The sequence below is a fragment of the Paeniglutamicibacter antarcticus genome, from assembly GCF_039544305.1.
Taxonomy (GTDB): Bacteria; Actinomycetota; Actinomycetes; order Actinomycetales; family Micrococcaceae; genus Paeniglutamicibacter; species Paeniglutamicibacter antarcticus_C.
In genome coordinates, this window is the sequence record NZ_BAABLK010000035.1 from 53,917 (window position 1) to 67,722 (window position 13,806).

At 62.4% G+C, this 13,806-nt stretch carries 12 protein-coding genes and 1 pseudogene; 4 read left to right on the forward strand and 9 right to left on the reverse strand.

Annotated features, from left to right (window positions below):
• The first annotated feature begins 73 nt into the window (after positions 1-73).
• Positions 74-1,549: pseudogene (locus ABEA12_RS13355) on the forward strand (APC family permease).
• 46 nt (positions 1,550-1,595) lie between these two features.
• Here the strand turns inward: ABEA12_RS13355 and ABEA12_RS13360 are convergent.
• The 8 genes from ABEA12_RS13360 to ABEA12_RS13395 are packed head-to-tail and all read right to left on the reverse strand — an operon-like array spanning position 1,596 to position 8,637.
• The gene (locus tag ABEA12_RS13360) at positions 1,596-2,999 is read right to left on the reverse strand and encodes a cryptochrome/photolyase family protein (protein WP_345468597.1); all 1,404 of its coding nucleotides are present in this window, start codon (positions 2,997-2,999) and stop codon (positions 1,596-1,598) included.
• Positions 3,000-3,034: 35 nt separating this feature from the next.
• Positions 3,035-3,889 (reverse strand): prenyltransferase, encoded by an 855-nt coding sequence (locus ABEA12_RS13365; protein WP_345468599.1) that lies wholly within the window; start codon positions 3,887-3,889, stop codon positions 3,035-3,037.
• The gene (locus tag ABEA12_RS13370) at positions 3,889-4,215 is read right to left on the reverse strand and encodes a lycopene cyclase domain-containing protein (RefSeq protein ID WP_210100309.1); all 327 of its coding nucleotides are present in this window, start codon (positions 4,213-4,215) and stop codon (positions 3,889-3,891) included. Before ABEA12_RS13370 ends, ABEA12_RS13365 begins: the two co-directional genes overlap by 1 nt.
• Positions 4,212-4,550 (reverse strand): lycopene cyclase domain-containing protein, encoded by a 339-nt coding sequence (locus ABEA12_RS13375; protein WP_210100310.1) that lies wholly within the window; start codon positions 4,548-4,550, stop codon positions 4,212-4,214. The genes ABEA12_RS13370 and ABEA12_RS13375 overlap by 4 nt, the downstream gene beginning before the upstream one ends.
• Positions 4,547-6,172 carry a phytoene desaturase family protein gene (crtI, locus tag ABEA12_RS13380; protein WP_210100311.1) on the reverse strand — a complete coding sequence of 542 codons (1,626 nt, stop codon included), beginning with the start codon at positions 6,170-6,172 and terminating at the stop codon, positions 4,547-4,549. Before crtI ends, ABEA12_RS13375 begins: the two co-directional genes overlap by 4 nt.
• The gene (locus ABEA12_RS13385) at positions 6,169-7,047 is read right to left on the reverse strand and encodes a phytoene/squalene synthase family protein (protein WP_210100312.1); all 879 of its coding nucleotides are present in this window, start codon (positions 7,045-7,047) and stop codon (positions 6,169-6,171) included. The genes crtI and ABEA12_RS13385 overlap by 4 nt, the downstream gene beginning before the upstream one ends.
• A gap of 4 nt (positions 7,048-7,051) precedes the next feature.
• The gene (locus tag ABEA12_RS13390) at positions 7,052-8,143 is read right to left on the reverse strand and encodes a polyprenyl synthetase family protein (protein WP_210100313.1); all 1,092 of its coding nucleotides are present in this window, start codon (positions 8,141-8,143) and stop codon (positions 7,052-7,054) included.
• The gene (locus ABEA12_RS13395; RefSeq protein WP_210100314.1) at positions 8,140-8,637 is read right to left on the reverse strand and encodes a MarR family winged helix-turn-helix transcriptional regulator; all 498 of its coding nucleotides are present in this window, start codon (positions 8,635-8,637) and stop codon (positions 8,140-8,142) included. The genes ABEA12_RS13390 and ABEA12_RS13395 overlap by 4 nt, the downstream gene beginning before the upstream one ends.
• 125 nt (positions 8,638-8,762) lie before the next feature.
• Here ABEA12_RS13395 and ABEA12_RS13400 point away from each other — a divergent pair, with 125 nt between their 5' ends.
• From ABEA12_RS13400 to ABEA12_RS13410, 3 genes are all read left to right on the forward strand, one after another.
• Positions 8,763-9,584 (forward strand): tryptophan-rich sensory protein, encoded by an 822-nt coding sequence (locus tag ABEA12_RS13400; RefSeq protein WP_210100315.1) that lies wholly within the window; start codon positions 8,763-8,765, stop codon positions 9,582-9,584.
• Positions 9,581-11,071: an SDR family oxidoreductase gene (locus ABEA12_RS13405; RefSeq protein ID WP_210100316.1), complete on the forward strand. Its 1,491-nt coding sequence runs from the start codon at positions 9,581-9,583 to the stop codon at positions 11,069-11,071. The genes ABEA12_RS13400 and ABEA12_RS13405 overlap by 4 nt, the downstream gene beginning before the upstream one ends.
• A gap of 159 nt (positions 11,072-11,230) precedes the next feature.
• Complete coding sequence (locus ABEA12_RS13410; RefSeq protein WP_210100317.1) at positions 11,231-12,862, forward strand: protoporphyrinogen/coproporphyrinogen oxidase; 1,632 nt, start codon at positions 11,231-11,233, stop codon at positions 12,860-12,862.
• Between the two features lie 261 nt (positions 12,863-13,123).
• Here ABEA12_RS13410 and ABEA12_RS13415 read toward each other — a convergent pair whose 3' ends face one another.
• Positions 13,124-13,690: a MarR family winged helix-turn-helix transcriptional regulator gene (locus ABEA12_RS13415; RefSeq protein WP_345468605.1), complete on the reverse strand. Its 567-nt coding sequence runs from the start codon at positions 13,688-13,690 to the stop codon at positions 13,124-13,126.
• Positions 13,691-13,806 lie beyond the last annotated feature (116 nt).

The following is a 13,806-nucleotide window of genomic DNA, read 5'->3' on the forward strand; positions in this document are numbered from 1 at the left end:
GAACGATCCCACGGGGCACTACGTGGCCCGTGGGGCCCACAAGGCAACGGGGCTAGTCTGGGTCGGTGAGTTTTTGTATTTCGTTGCCGCCGAGGAATCCAGCGGGAAATTTTTGTGCCAACCCGTGCAGAGCTTCCTGGCGGACGCCGCGGAGCCCGCTCGGGCTCTCGATCGGTCGCTGACCACCTGGGATCCGATGATCATGGGTGGGGCGGTTGCCGTTGGCGCCGGCAGTTTCTCCGTGGGGGCACGGGCCGCCGCCAATTTCTCGGGCCCGACTGTCACGTTGCCATTCGTGATGGCCGCGTTGACGTGTGCGATGGCGATCATGTGTCACGCCGGATTTGCCACGGCCATCCCCGTTGCAGGCTCGCCTTACGTGTTCAGCCAGGCAAGAATGGGCGAACTGGGCGCGTGGATCATTGGATGGAACCTGATCTTCGAGCTGTTCACCGCGGTGGCAGTGATCGCAAAATATTGGGGGTATCTACCTCACCGAATTCTTCCAGCTCGTGGGAGTACACCTTTCACCCACTATTGATTTAGGCATCGTCACCATGAGCTGGGGGCCCTTGCTGATCGTGGCCCTGTTCACGATCCTGCTGGTCAGAGGCGCGAAGTTGTCCGCAACCGTCGGAAACATCGTCACCGTCATCAACATCGGTGTTGTACTCTTCGTGATCGTGGCCGGTTTCTCCTATGTGATGGCCGAAAAATATGCGCCCTGCATCCCCGAAACCATCCCGGCTTCGGGGCAGGACACCACCGATGTGCTCAAGCAATCGCTCTTTGCCTTCGTTGGTTATTGATGTCGTGGCCACCAGTGCCGAGGAAGTCAAGGACCCGAACGAAACGTTGCCACGAGGCATATTTGCCGGCCTGGCGTTGACCACCGTGCTCTGTGTCGGGGTCTCGCTGGCCCTGGGCGGAATGCCCTCCTACGAGGACCTGGCCGGCGTCGAAAACCCGAACCTGGCCACCGCGTTTTCTCTGGTGGGCAACGAGGGGGCGGCCTCGGTCATCACGGTGGGATCCCTCATCGGGCTGAGTACCGTTGTGATGGTGCTGTTGAGGGGACTCTCACGGGTCGTGCTGGCGATGAGCCGGGACGGATTGCTGCCGCCCAAGCTCTCGGTGACCGGTCCGAGCCGCGGTACCCCGGTGCGGATCCAGATCCCGTGTGGATCCCTGGTGGCGGTGGCCGCCGGCTTCACCCGCCTGGACGTGCTCGAGGAAATGATCAACATCGGGACCCTCTCCGCCTTCGGGGTAGTGAGCTGTGGAATCATCGTGCTGCGCCGCAAGCGTCCCGACCTCCAGCCGCTGTTCCGTGTGCCGTTCGGGCCGCTCATCTCGGCACTTCTGTGCACCTATCCTGATGCTCAACCTTGCCGTGGAGACCTGGCTCTTCTTCGGGGTCTGGTTTCTCTTCGGTGTGGAGATCTACTTCGGGTACGGACGCAGCCACTCGCGCTTGAACCAGAATCTTGCTCCACGGATGGAGGGCTTCCAGGAGCCGGCCGAGGCCGAACTCCTGAAGACCAAGTAGCCCAGCGGCACCGGTGCCGGCCCGTGGTGCGAGAGCTTCGCAGCGGTCAGCGTTCCTTCATCTGTGCATAGGTCTCCAGCGCCGCGGCACGCGAGATCTTCAAATCCACCACGGGATCCGGGGACGGCAGCGGAGCGAAGCGCGATATGTAGGATCCGCGCGGGTCGAACTTCTTGGCCTGCAGCTCGGGGTTGAAGACCCTGAAGAACGGGGAGGCATCGGCTCCGCACCCGGCAACCCACTGCCAATTGGCGGGGTTGGATGCGGCGTCGGCATCCACCAACGTGTCCCAGAACCATTCCTCGCCGATCCGCCAATGGATTCCGAGGTTCTTGATCAGGAAGCTTGCGGTGACCATGCGCACCCGGTTGTGCATCCAACCGGTCTCCCACAGCTGCTTCATCCCTGCATCTACCATCCCGTAGCCCGTCTCGCCACCGCGCCAGGCCGCCAGGTGCTGCACCAGGAGCGCTTCCGAGGCATCCTGGCCGGCGCCCTCTGCGGGCCACGCCCAGTCGAAGGCGTCAAATTCGGGGCGCAGGTTTTGGGTCGGCAGATCAGGGTGGTGGTAAAGCAGGTTCCAGCAGAAGTCCCGCCACACCAGCTGGCGCATCATCGCACGGGCTCCCTCGGCCCGCTCCGGATACGCCGCGATGGTGGCACTGAGTGACTCCCAGACCTGCACCGGGCTCAAGTGGCCCCACCGCAAGGCGGGGGAAAGCCTTGAGGTGCCGTCAACATCGGGGCGGTTGCGTCCCTCGCCGTAGTCCCCGGCGACCTCTTCCAACACCAACTGCAGGCGCTCGTGCGCTCCGCGCTCACCGGGGGTCCACGCCGCGGCCAGCCCGTGGGACCAGTCTGGCTTGGTTGGCAACAGTTTCCACTCGGCCAGGCTGTCCCCGAACGGCTGTTGAGCAGGGGAAGGGAAAGAGCGTTGTGCGCCGGGCTCTCCCAGTGCCGGGCGCAGCTGAAGTCGTTGCACGGCATTGTAGAAGGGAGTGAAGACCTTGAAGGCCCTGCCGTCCTGGGTCTGCGGGACCCACGGTTCGTGAAGCAGTGATCCGGAATGGCTGTGGGCCGTGGATCCAGCCGATTCCACCAGTTCCTTGATGTGGGTGTCCACCATGCGTTCGGGCCCGCCGTAGCGCCGGTTCCAGTGCACCTCCGATGCGCCCTGCGCCTCCATGATCCCTGGGAGGATCGCGGCCGCCGGCCCGCGGTGCAGCTGCAACGGCACACCGATTGAATCCAGGTCCTTGCAGAGGGATTCAAGTCCGTGGTGCAACCACCAGCGGGCGGCGCCTCCCAGCGGGCGGATTCCCTTCGATTCCTCGTCGAGGATGAAGACCGCGGTGACCGGGCCGCCGGCCATGGCGGCGTCCAAGGCGGGATTGTCGGCCAGGCGCAGGTCGTCGCGGAACCACATCAAGGTGGTGGGCTGTTGGCTCACTGTCGTGCCTTTCGATGTTGAAGTGCCGCGGTGTCCTAACGGACGAACGCGTACCAGATCAGGATCATGGTGATGAAGAAGCCGGTGGCGTAGTTGAGCCAGAGAAACCTGACCCACCCGGCATGGGCGCGCTCCGACCCGACGTCGTTGAGGTTGGCGTAGGGCAGTACGTTGGCCAAATAGGGCAGGGCCAGCAATCCGGCCAGTGGTCCGGGCCACTCGGTGGCCAGCAACAGGAGCCCGCCAGCCAGGTAGGCAAGCGCCGCTCCGCGCACCGTCCACTTGGCTCCCAGCACGGTACCGATGGAACCCAGGGAGGCGGCCCGGTCGGGAACGATGTCCTGGACGGCGCCGAAGGCGTGCGAAGCCATCCCCCAGAGAAAGAAGGCCAAAAGCAAGGCCAGCAGCGGTGCGTTGAATTGCGCCCCGGCCAGGACCAGCCCATAGACGGCAGGGGAAACAAAGTGGGTGCTGGAGGTCAAGGAGTCCACGAAGGGCCGTTCCTTGAACCGCAGTTTTGGGGCGCTGTAAGCCAACACCGCCAGCATCGAGACGAGCAACACGAGGTTGGATTCCCACGAACCGGCGATCCCCAGCACCACGAGGAACGGGATGGTGGCTACGATGCAGGCCATGAGGATCCCACGGTGCCGGCTGCGTTCAACCAGAGCGCCTTCGGCCCCGCCCTTGCGGGGATTCAAGAGATCGGACTCGTAGTCGAAGACGTCGTTGATCCCATACATGGCCAGGTTGTAGGGGATGAGAAAGAAGATCGTTCCCACCACCCACAGCCAATCGATGCCACCGGTGGTCAGCAGGTATGCGGCGGCGAAGGGAAATGCGGTGTTGACCCATGAGATGGGCCGGCTGGTCATGAAGAGCTCACGCATCAATCTTGTTCCTCCAGGACCGGGGAGCGTCCTGCGGCCAGCCACCAAAGGGCGGGGACGAAGAGCACGGCGGCGAGCGGATATGTGAAGTCCTCGATCGGCGCCAAGCCCAGGTGCACCCCGAGCAGCGTGTCGCTTTCGTAGTCAAAGAGTCCCGAGTAGATCATCAGGTTGTCGAACACGGCCGTGAGCACGAACAAAATGGCCACGGCAACACCGAGGGCCGGCAGGACGGCGCGCAGCCGGATCCTGCGCAGGCGCACAGCCAGCATGAAAAGGATAAACGAACCAAGCAGGAAGCATCCGGAGAGGGTTGCGAAACTCATCGGGCATCGACCTTTCCGGCGGCTTTGGCCCGGTGCGTTCGCCAGGCCAGGTACCCGGTGACCAGCACCATCGTCTGGTAGCAAAGGAAGAACAGGAAGAAGGCTTCCTCAAGGGGCAGCTGGTCCCCAAGCATGATGCCCGTCATCAGTTTTGAATCCCGGTGCAGGAATATCCCTTGGTCGATGGCGATGACGTCCCAGAGCAGGAACATGCCGGTTCCTCCCAGCAGTGAAATCGCAGCCGCCAGCGGGGACGCGAAAACGACCAACCGGAATTTGGCATCGAGCAAAACCATGCATGCAATGAGGGCGAGCAGTATGGACAAATAGATCATGGACGTCCAGCCGGTTCGTTGCCGTTGGAACCCCTGGACACGGCGTCCAGATCAAACGGGCCGGGGTCCTTGATGCCGTTGACCGCCTTGGCGATGATCTCGGCACTGATCAGGCACATGGGAATGCCGATGCCCGGTCGCACGGAACTTCCTGCATAGTAGAGCCCCGAGACCTTCGGGTTCTTGTTGGCGGGCCGGAAGAAAGCGCTTTGGCCCAGGGTGTGGGCCAGTCCCAGTGCACCGCCCTGCCAGGCATTGACGTTCTCCACGAAATCGCCGGGGCCGTAGCTCTGGCGCACCACGACGCGGTCGGCCAGGTCTTGGACCCCGCTCCAGCGCGCGATTTGTGCCAAGGCAGCATCGGCGACCGCCTCGACCGCCTCGCTGCCGGTGCCGTCCTCGCCTCCCTTGCCCCACTGGGGCAGGGCAGGGGAGGGGACGAGCACAAAGAGGTTCTCATGGTCAGCCGGGGCGACGGAGCCATCGGTGGCGCTGGGCATGCACACATAGATGCTGGTTTCGGTGGCCAGTTCCTCTCCGCGGTGGATTCGACCGAAGTTATCGTCCCAGTCGTGGGTGAAGAACAGGTTGTGGTGGCTGAGTTCTGGCAGCTTGCCGCGGATGCCCAGGCAAAGCAAAACGGCGCTGGGACCCGGATCCCGGCGTTTCCACGCCGATTCGGAGGAAGCCCGCAGGACAGGGGGAAGCAACTTGGTTTCCACGTGGTGCAGGTCCGCAGCGCCAATGACGATTCCTGCCTGCCGACGCCGGGGCTCCTGCTGTGCATCAATCCATTGAACCCCGCTGACGCGCGCTTCCTTGCCCGTGCCCAGGGTCTCGATGGCCTCCACCGTGGCCCCGGTGATGATCTCCACACCGGATTCGGTACATAGCGCGACCATGGCATCGACCAAGGCCATGAACCCGCCCATCGGGTATTTGACGCCTTGGGTCAGGTCCAGGTGGCTCATCAGGTGATAGAGCGCCGGGGTGCGCTTAGGGCTGGAGCCCAGGAAGACCGCGGGATAGCCCAGGACCTGGCGCAGTCGAGGGTCGGTGAAACGCTTGGCCACGAAGGAATCCAGGGAACCGGTGAGCAACGGGGCCAGTTGCGGCAGCAAACCCAGCGTACTGGGATTCATGAACGATTTAGGTGAGGAAAAATCGTCGTAGAGGAAGTGTTCCAGGGCAAGCTCGTAGCTGGTTTTCGCCTTGGCGAGATACGTCTCCAAGGCATCGCCGGCTCCGGGTTGCAAGGATTCGAAGGCAGCGACCGCACCGTCCCCGGTAGGCATGTCCAACGGCTCGGGGTGGCCCTGGAACCAGGTCCGGTAGCCCACGGCCAGATCGGCCAACTCGAGCTTTTGATCGGTGGATGTTCCCATGAGCCCAAACCAGTGCTCGATGACTTCGGGCATCAAGTACCAGGATGGTCCGGTGTCGAAGCTGAATCCGTCGCGGTGCAGACGTCCCGCCCTGCCCCCGAGTTCCTCCTGCTTTTCGAGCAGGGTCACACGGTGCCCGGAACGGGCCAGCAGCCCGGCGGTGGCCAACCCGGAAAATCCACCGCCTATGACCACTATGTCTGCGGGGGACTGGACAGGGTTCTTGTTCGGGCTCATGCCGCGGCCTTTCGTCGGTATCCCCAGCTGGAGCGCAAGGCGATCATGGCCTTGCGCCTATTGGGTACGGATATCCGCCTGCGCAAAAGCTCGCTGGCGGGAGTGTTGTCCAGCTCGTTGACCAGGGCTTCGAAGAGCCCGTGCGCCGTGCCTACGGCATGGGCGGCACGCGGGGCGAGGTGGCGGATGCCGACGGCGGCCGCATCCAGGTCCGCGCGGATCTCGGCGACCAACTGGTCCTTGTGCTTGTCGCTGAAGGCTTTCGGGTCCAGGCCGGGGAAGTAGCTGCGGCCCAGTTCGCTGGTGTCCTGGGCAAGGTCGCGCAGGAAGTTGACCTTCTGGAAAGCCGAGCCCAAGTGGCGGGCGGCAGCATCGAGGTCGCAGCCATGGCCGGAGGGTGCATGTAGCATCCTGCGGAAGACCTCTAGGCACATCAACCCCACCACTTCGGCGGAACCGTAGATGTAGTTCTCAAGCGTGGCGGCGTCGTGGGTTTCCACGGAGAGGTCGCTGCGCATCGAGGCAAAGAAGGGCCGTGTCAGTGAGGTGTCGATTCCTTGGCTGCGTGCGGTGCAGGCGAAGGCATGGACGATGAGGTTGGTGCTGTATCCGGTGTCCAGGGCAGCCTCGGTCTCTTCCTCAAGGCGTTGCAGGGCTTCGGCAACGGCCTCGGGTCCAAGCCCGGCCTCGCTGGGGACCCCGTCGACGACTTCGTCCGCCAACCGCACCAGCGCGTAGATGTTGGAGATGTGTAGGCGGGTGGCACGATCCAGCATCCGGCACGCGAGGGAAAACGAGGTTGAATACCGGGTGATGACCACCCGCGAACTGCGTTCGGCGGCAGCGGTATAGCGCTGAAGTGCAGTGGGTTCCATGGCGCTAGGCTCCTCGGCGCAGGATCAGCGAGGCGAAGCCTTCGATGGATTCGGTTGCCCGCTGCGGCAGGCGCATGCCCAATGCTGCCTGGGTCGCGGAGTTGCACAATTCGTCGGCCAGCTGCCTGGCCAAGGATTCGGCCCCGGTGTGTTCAAGGCTTTGGCGCACCGTATCGATACCGATGCGCTGTTCACGGAAGAGCTGAAGGTTTTCGGAGAAGGCCGGGGTCGTGGAGGCCAATGCCGTGAGGATGGTGCTCTTGCCCTCGCGCAAATCCGATTCAATGGACTTGCCGGTGACGCCGGGATCCCCGAAGGTTCCCAACACGTCGTCGATGAGTTGGTAGGCCACACCGAGTTGGCTGCCTATGTCCCCGATCGCGGCGGCCTGTTCAACGCTGGCGCCAGCGAGCAGCGCACCTGTTTCCAATGGCACTTGGAAGGAGTATCCGGCGGTCTTGAGCTCTTCCATGCGCAGGACATCCTGGATCTTCGCCGGGGAATCGTTCAGCGAATAAAGCAGGTCCTCGAGCTCACCGGCTCCGGCATGGTGGATGCAACGCTGGAAGGAATCGATGATGGCCTCGGCGGAGGCACACGAGGAGGCAGCGGTGACGCTCAGCCTGATCGCAGTGGCCAGCAACAGGTCCCCGGCGATCACGGCCGCGGAATGGCCGGCGTGCTCGGCATCGCGCAGGCTCTTGCCCAAGGCCAAGGCCTCATCCCTGTAAAGCGCAGACAGCGTGGGTTTCCCGCGCCTTACGAAGTCCCTGTCAATCATGTCGTCATGCATCAGCAGGGATCCATGCAGCAGCTCGAACGCGCATCCGAGCGTAACTGCGTTGCGGGTGTTTGTGCCGCCGAAGGCCTCAAAGCCCAGCATCACCAGCTGCGGACGGGTCAGTTTTCCACCACTTAAAGCGGAGCCGATGCGTTCCCACATGATTCCGGTCGCCGGGGAATATTCGGTTGCTGTGGCCTGCTGCCGGCGAATGATTTCTTGGAGTTCGTGGCGCACAGCCACCGTGGTTTCTGGCGGCAGGGCTTCGGCAGGAACTCCGTGGCTCTGTGTCGCGCTCCGGGTTGGCTGGCTCATGGTCGTGGGCTCCGGTTAGTGGTGTCTGGGGATTGCAGGAAATCGTCAATCCGGGAGTTCATTGCCTCAAGCGTGGCTTCAAGATAACGTACCACTGCGGCTTGCTCATGACGTCCGAATCCGCCAATGATGCGCTCGGCGTCGTTGAAAAGGGGACGAAGTGCCTCCAGGACCTGTTGCACGGCTGCCGGACTCGCGGAAATCAGTTGGCTTCGCCGGTCGCTGGGATGGGGTTTGCGCTCCACATGCCCGCGCTCGCTCATGCGGTCAATGACTGCTGTTGTCGCTGCCGTGGAAATCTGCAACCGGGCGGCTAATCCACTGGGGGTCAGGTCATGGGCGCGGATCAAATGCTGCAGGGCCTGCAGGTCGGTTTCATTTGTGTTGAGGTAGCGGCACAACGCACGCTCCAAGGCATCGTTGACGACCAGGACCTCCGAAAGCAGCTTCGAGGCGGGATGAACTGCTGAAACATCCTCCGGGGTAAGGCCCATCGCTTTAGCTCCATAGATTGATTACTAGCTTGTCTAGCTACATCATTGTTTAACAGGATAGTGTTTGTCGAGTGGAGAAGAAATTTTCACCACAGACCACTCCAGGTACCCAGGAGGAACCCCTGATGAACACCGATGTCAAAGTCGGCCGTACCGTACCGATCCTCACGACGGCTGCGGTGATAGCGGCCATTGTTGGCGCATTTTATGGCAGTGGAGCAGCCGGAGGAACTCCGGTCCAGGACGCGGCCCAAGGTCGGCTGGGTGCCGACGGCACACTCCTGGCACCGGGAACCGGTGCTTTTTCGATTTGGAGCCTGGTTTATGCGGGGTTGGCGGTTTACGCGATCTGGCAGCTCACCGGCACGGCGAGGCAATCATCGACCCAGCGCAGCCTGCGCCCGCTGGCCGCGGCTTCGGCGATCCTCAATGCCTTGTGGCTCGGTGTGGTGCAACTGAACTGGCTCGGCTTCAGCGTGGTGGTCATGCTGGTCCTGTTGCTGGTCCTAATTTTCATGTTCATGCTCATGGCCAAGCGTCAAATGGATTCACCGGCGGAACGCTGGATCATGTGGCTAACATTTGGCCCGTATCTGGGATGGGTCAGCGTCGCCGCGGTGGCCAACATCGCCGCATGGCTGGCATCGCTGGGCCTGGGCCGTGATGCAGAGTGGATCGACGCCGCTGCCATTGGCCTGTGTGTAGTTGCCGCACTGATTGGAGCCGCTACCGTGGTGTATTCCAGGGGCCACGTTTCTGCTGCCCTGGCCATGATCTGGGGCATCGCTTGGATCGGGGTGGGGCGCAGCGACGGGGGCATGACCTCGAGCGCCGTCGCGACCGGAGCGTTTGTCTCCGCTGCAACCCTGCTTATCTTTACCGCAGCGGCCACCTGGCGGCTGCGATCCGCGGCACCAACCACTAACAGAACGGCGGTTCATCCATGAGCGTCATAGCAGTCACCGGCGCCACCGGATACATCGGTGGCAGATTGGTCCCGATCTTGTTGGCCCAGGGGCACAAGATCCGGGTGATGACCCGGCGGGCCAGCGCCCTGCGCGATGTTCCTTGGAGATCCGAAGTCGAGGTCATAGAAGGTGACCTGACGGACCATCGGGCCGCGCGTGAGCTATGCGAAGGCGTGGACGTCCTCTACTACCTCGTTCATTCCATGGGCGGGAGGACAGATTTTGTCCCCGTTGAGGAGCGGTGCGCCAACACCATCGTCGAGGCGGCTAAGGTCGAGGGAATCAAGCGCTTTGTTTACCTCTCGGGTCTGCACCCCGAAGGGGAGCTGAGCCGACACTTGACCTCAAGGGTTAAGGTGGGTGAGATCCTGGAAGCCAGTGGGATCCCGACCATCACGTTGCAGGCTGGACTGATCATTGGATCGGGGTCGGCGAGCTTTGAGATGGTTCGCCACCTCACTGACGTCCTGCCGGTGATGCCTGCCCCCAAGTGGGTGCTTAACAGGGTTCAGCCGATCTCCGTGCGGGACGCCCTGCACTATCTCAGCCATGCCGCGGATCTCCCGCCGGAGGTCTCGGGGGCCTACGACATTGGCGGTCCCGACGCCTACTCCTACGCTGATATCATGCGGATTTATGCCGACGCCGCGAAGCTGCGACGACCGACTATTTTGGCGCTGCCTGTGCTTACCCCGTGGCTGTCGGCCCAGTGGGTGAACCTGGTGACACCGATTCCCCGTTCGCTGGCGATCCCTCTGGTTGGGTCCTTGCAGCATGATTGCGTGATGCACAATTCCGACATAGATGGCATTATTCCGCCTCCGGACAAGGGGCTACTTGACTACCGCCAGTCCGTGGAACTGGCGCTGGCCAAGATGGAGCAAGATGAGGTGGTGACGACTTGGGCCACGGCCCAGGCGCTGGCCTTGCCGGCAGAGTCCCTGCCCTCTGACCCGGAATGGGCCGGACAACGGGTATACACCGACGACAGGGGCCGCGACAGCACCGCTTCACCTGCCTCGGTCTTTACTGTGATCCAGGGAATTGGCGGGACTACGGGTTACTACTCGTTGTCAGGGATGTGGGCGTTACGCGGACTGATGGACAAGATGGTCGGCGGGGTCGGGTTGCGTCGTGGTCGGCGCAGTGCCACGACCTTGGCGCTTGGTGATCCATTGGACTGGTGGCGCGTTGAGGCCCTGGTTCCTGATGAGCTGTTGCGGTTGCGCGCTGAAATGCGTGTACCGGGCAAGGCCTGGCTGGAGTTGTCCGTTGAACCGAGGGACGGTGGAGGAAGCCATTATCGCCAGCGTGCGGTATTCTTCCCGCGTGGATTGGCTGGACGGCTTTACTGGTTCTCCATCCTGCCGTTCCACGGAATCATTTTCTCCTCGATGGCCAAACAGATCACCAGCACTGCTGAGAAGCTTGAGGAAGAAAAGGCCGAGGGCCTAAGCGAGACGTAAACCGCTCGCCAGAAGATGGCGGAGAACATTCATGCCAGTTTCCGGCGACTTTAGGATTCAGGTACGCAGTGGTGCACGGTTAATGGTTGGCTCCCTCTGGCACCTTCGGTGCTCAAACACCGAGGGTGCTAGGGGAAGCGAAGAAGTAGGGAAGTTGTCATGGAAGTAATAGTCGTCGGTGCAGGTCTGGCGGGGTTGCACGCCGCCAGGCTTGCGGTTTCACAGGGCCACCACGTAACGGTATTGGAGGCTTCCGAGCGAATCGGTGGACGCGTCGACACCGAGGTGATCGACGGGTTCCGCTGCGATCGGGGCTTTCAGCTTATTAATCCCGGGTACCCGGAGGCCAAGCGAGCGCTGGATTTGAAAGCGCTGGTCTTGCACGCCTCGGGCCGTGGCGTCGCGGTGCGGGATGAGCACGGTGTCCGCGTCCTGGCCGATCCTTTCCGTCACCCCTCCCACATTTTGGGGCTTATCAGTGGCATCGTGGCGCCGGCGGATCTTTTGGCCCTTCTGCGTTGGACCCGTCTGGCCGGCGACAAGTCACGGACACTGAAACAAAGCGTCGAAGCTGCTGGATTATCTGATCCGTTCCGCAAGGTCATTGAGCGCTTCTTCGCCGGGGTGGTGGGAGATGCGGAGCTGGTGGTTGCTGCCCCGTTCGCCCGAAAACTTGCTTGGTACTTCCTCAAGGGAATCCCCTCGCTTCCGGCCAAGGGAATGAGCGCCATGGCCCATCAGCTGGCCGAACCGGTTATGGACCGGATCCGATTTTCCACGGCGGCAGAGTCACTGACAGCCAAGGACGGTCGGGTCAGCGTGCACTGCGCCTCCGGAGAACACTTAAGCGCAGACCGGGTGGTGTTGGCCGCTGGCCCCCGTTCCAGCGCCAGACTTACCGGGCAAGCAGAGCCCGCCATGAACGGTCTCACGACGTGGTGGTTTGCCGCATCCCGGCGTCCCACGGCGTCGACCTTCCTGCACGTGGACGTTCGCGACGGTGCCAGGCTCACTCACACATCGGTCATATCCAATATCTGTCCGTCGTACGCCCCGGCAGGCCAGCATCTGGTGCAAGCCACGGCCGTCGGCGCGCACGGTTTGGATGATGGGGAGGCGCTGGCCCAGGCTGCCGGGATCCTCGGGATCGATAACCCTGATTGGCGATTGCTGGTGCGCCACGACGTCCACGATGCGCTACCTGTCATCACACCGGGCCATCGCGCGCTATACAGCACGATGCCCGGTGTTCTCATCGCCGGTGACACCGCCGAAGCCTCCATCCAAGGAGCGCTTGCCAGCGGCGCAGCCGCCGCTGCGGACCTCAGCGGCCCACACGCCGTCCAGAATCGGCGAACGAGAGGCACGGACACCTTCACCGTCCGCCTACGGCAACGCGGAAACGCGTCCGATGTGTGGCATAAACTTATTGATCTCGATCGCCACAGCAAGGCCATCCCATTCACTGCGGTGACGCCTGCTGCAAGCCACATGCATGAAGGCCTGGAATTTGTCGGGCTGACGCAAATAGGTCCGGTGAAATTCGCTGACCGCATGACGGTACGGCTGGCGCAGCCCCCGGCAGACCGATCCCCGGGGTTCTTGAAAGTATCGAAGTTCGGGCCCGTGGCAGGCGAAGTAGAGGCTACCGTCGAGCAGCAGGGTTCTGATGTATTGATCATTTGGCGCCAGAGCCTTCGCCCCGCGTGGTTGCCGCGGTGGCTGCGGCCAGCCGGAGCCGTGGTCGCGAAGGCCGGATACGGAATCGGCCTGCGCAAACTACTTGGGTGATCAGATCCATCCCAAGGATCAGCCGTCGGAAAACCCTGGGGTCCACGTGGTCCCCGGTCGTGGCCTGGCACGGAGCAGATCTTTCCGCTCGCGGGGGCAACACGGAGGACTAGGCAGCTTGTATGTCATCCATGGACAGCGAAGGGCCACCGATCGGATCGGGACAACGATACTCATGGCCCGCCATCGGTCGAAGGATCCTGATGGCTTGCGGGGACCAACTTGCGGTTGCAGGTTCCCGAACATCGCGGATCTACGCCGCTAGGCGGCAGGAACACCCGGCTCGCGAACCGAAGCAATGCTGGCCTCAACGTCATGTGCTGTTTCGGCTAGAAAACGAATGACGGTTTCCTGCTCGGCCTGGCTCAGCCGAGCTGCAGCACCGAAGCGTGCGGCGTGATGACGTCCGACTTGTTCTCGGGCGGCTATGTGCGCGCCATTGGTCACCTCGACACACAGGGACCTCCGGTCCGTGGGGTGGGCGGTGCGCACAACGTGCCCGGCCTTTTCCATCTTGTCGATCATTTTGGTCACCGAGGCCGTGCTGATCTTCAGATGCTTCGCCAGCGCGCTGGGTGTTACAAAGGAACCTGTGTTTTTTGCAGAGATCAGGAAACGGACTGCCCTCATATCTGTCTCGTTTAGCTGCATGTATTGCTGTGACGCGAGCGATATCTTACGCTCGACAGCACGTAGTCTGCCCATCTCGGCCATGATCCGATCGATCCGCTGAAGCTCTTCGTGGCTTTGGGCGGATCGGTCTATCAATTCACTGCGAGGGTCGCTTGCGCTGAGGTCGTAGATCTTTGGAAGCTCTTCGAGTTTCAAGCGGATCGCACCCTTTCGCTGGGGAGAATGATAATCATACTTACCCATGATACTGCGCTGAGGCCCACGATGGGCCAACTTTATCGGTGCCGGTGCCGGTGCCGTAACCGGCTGTC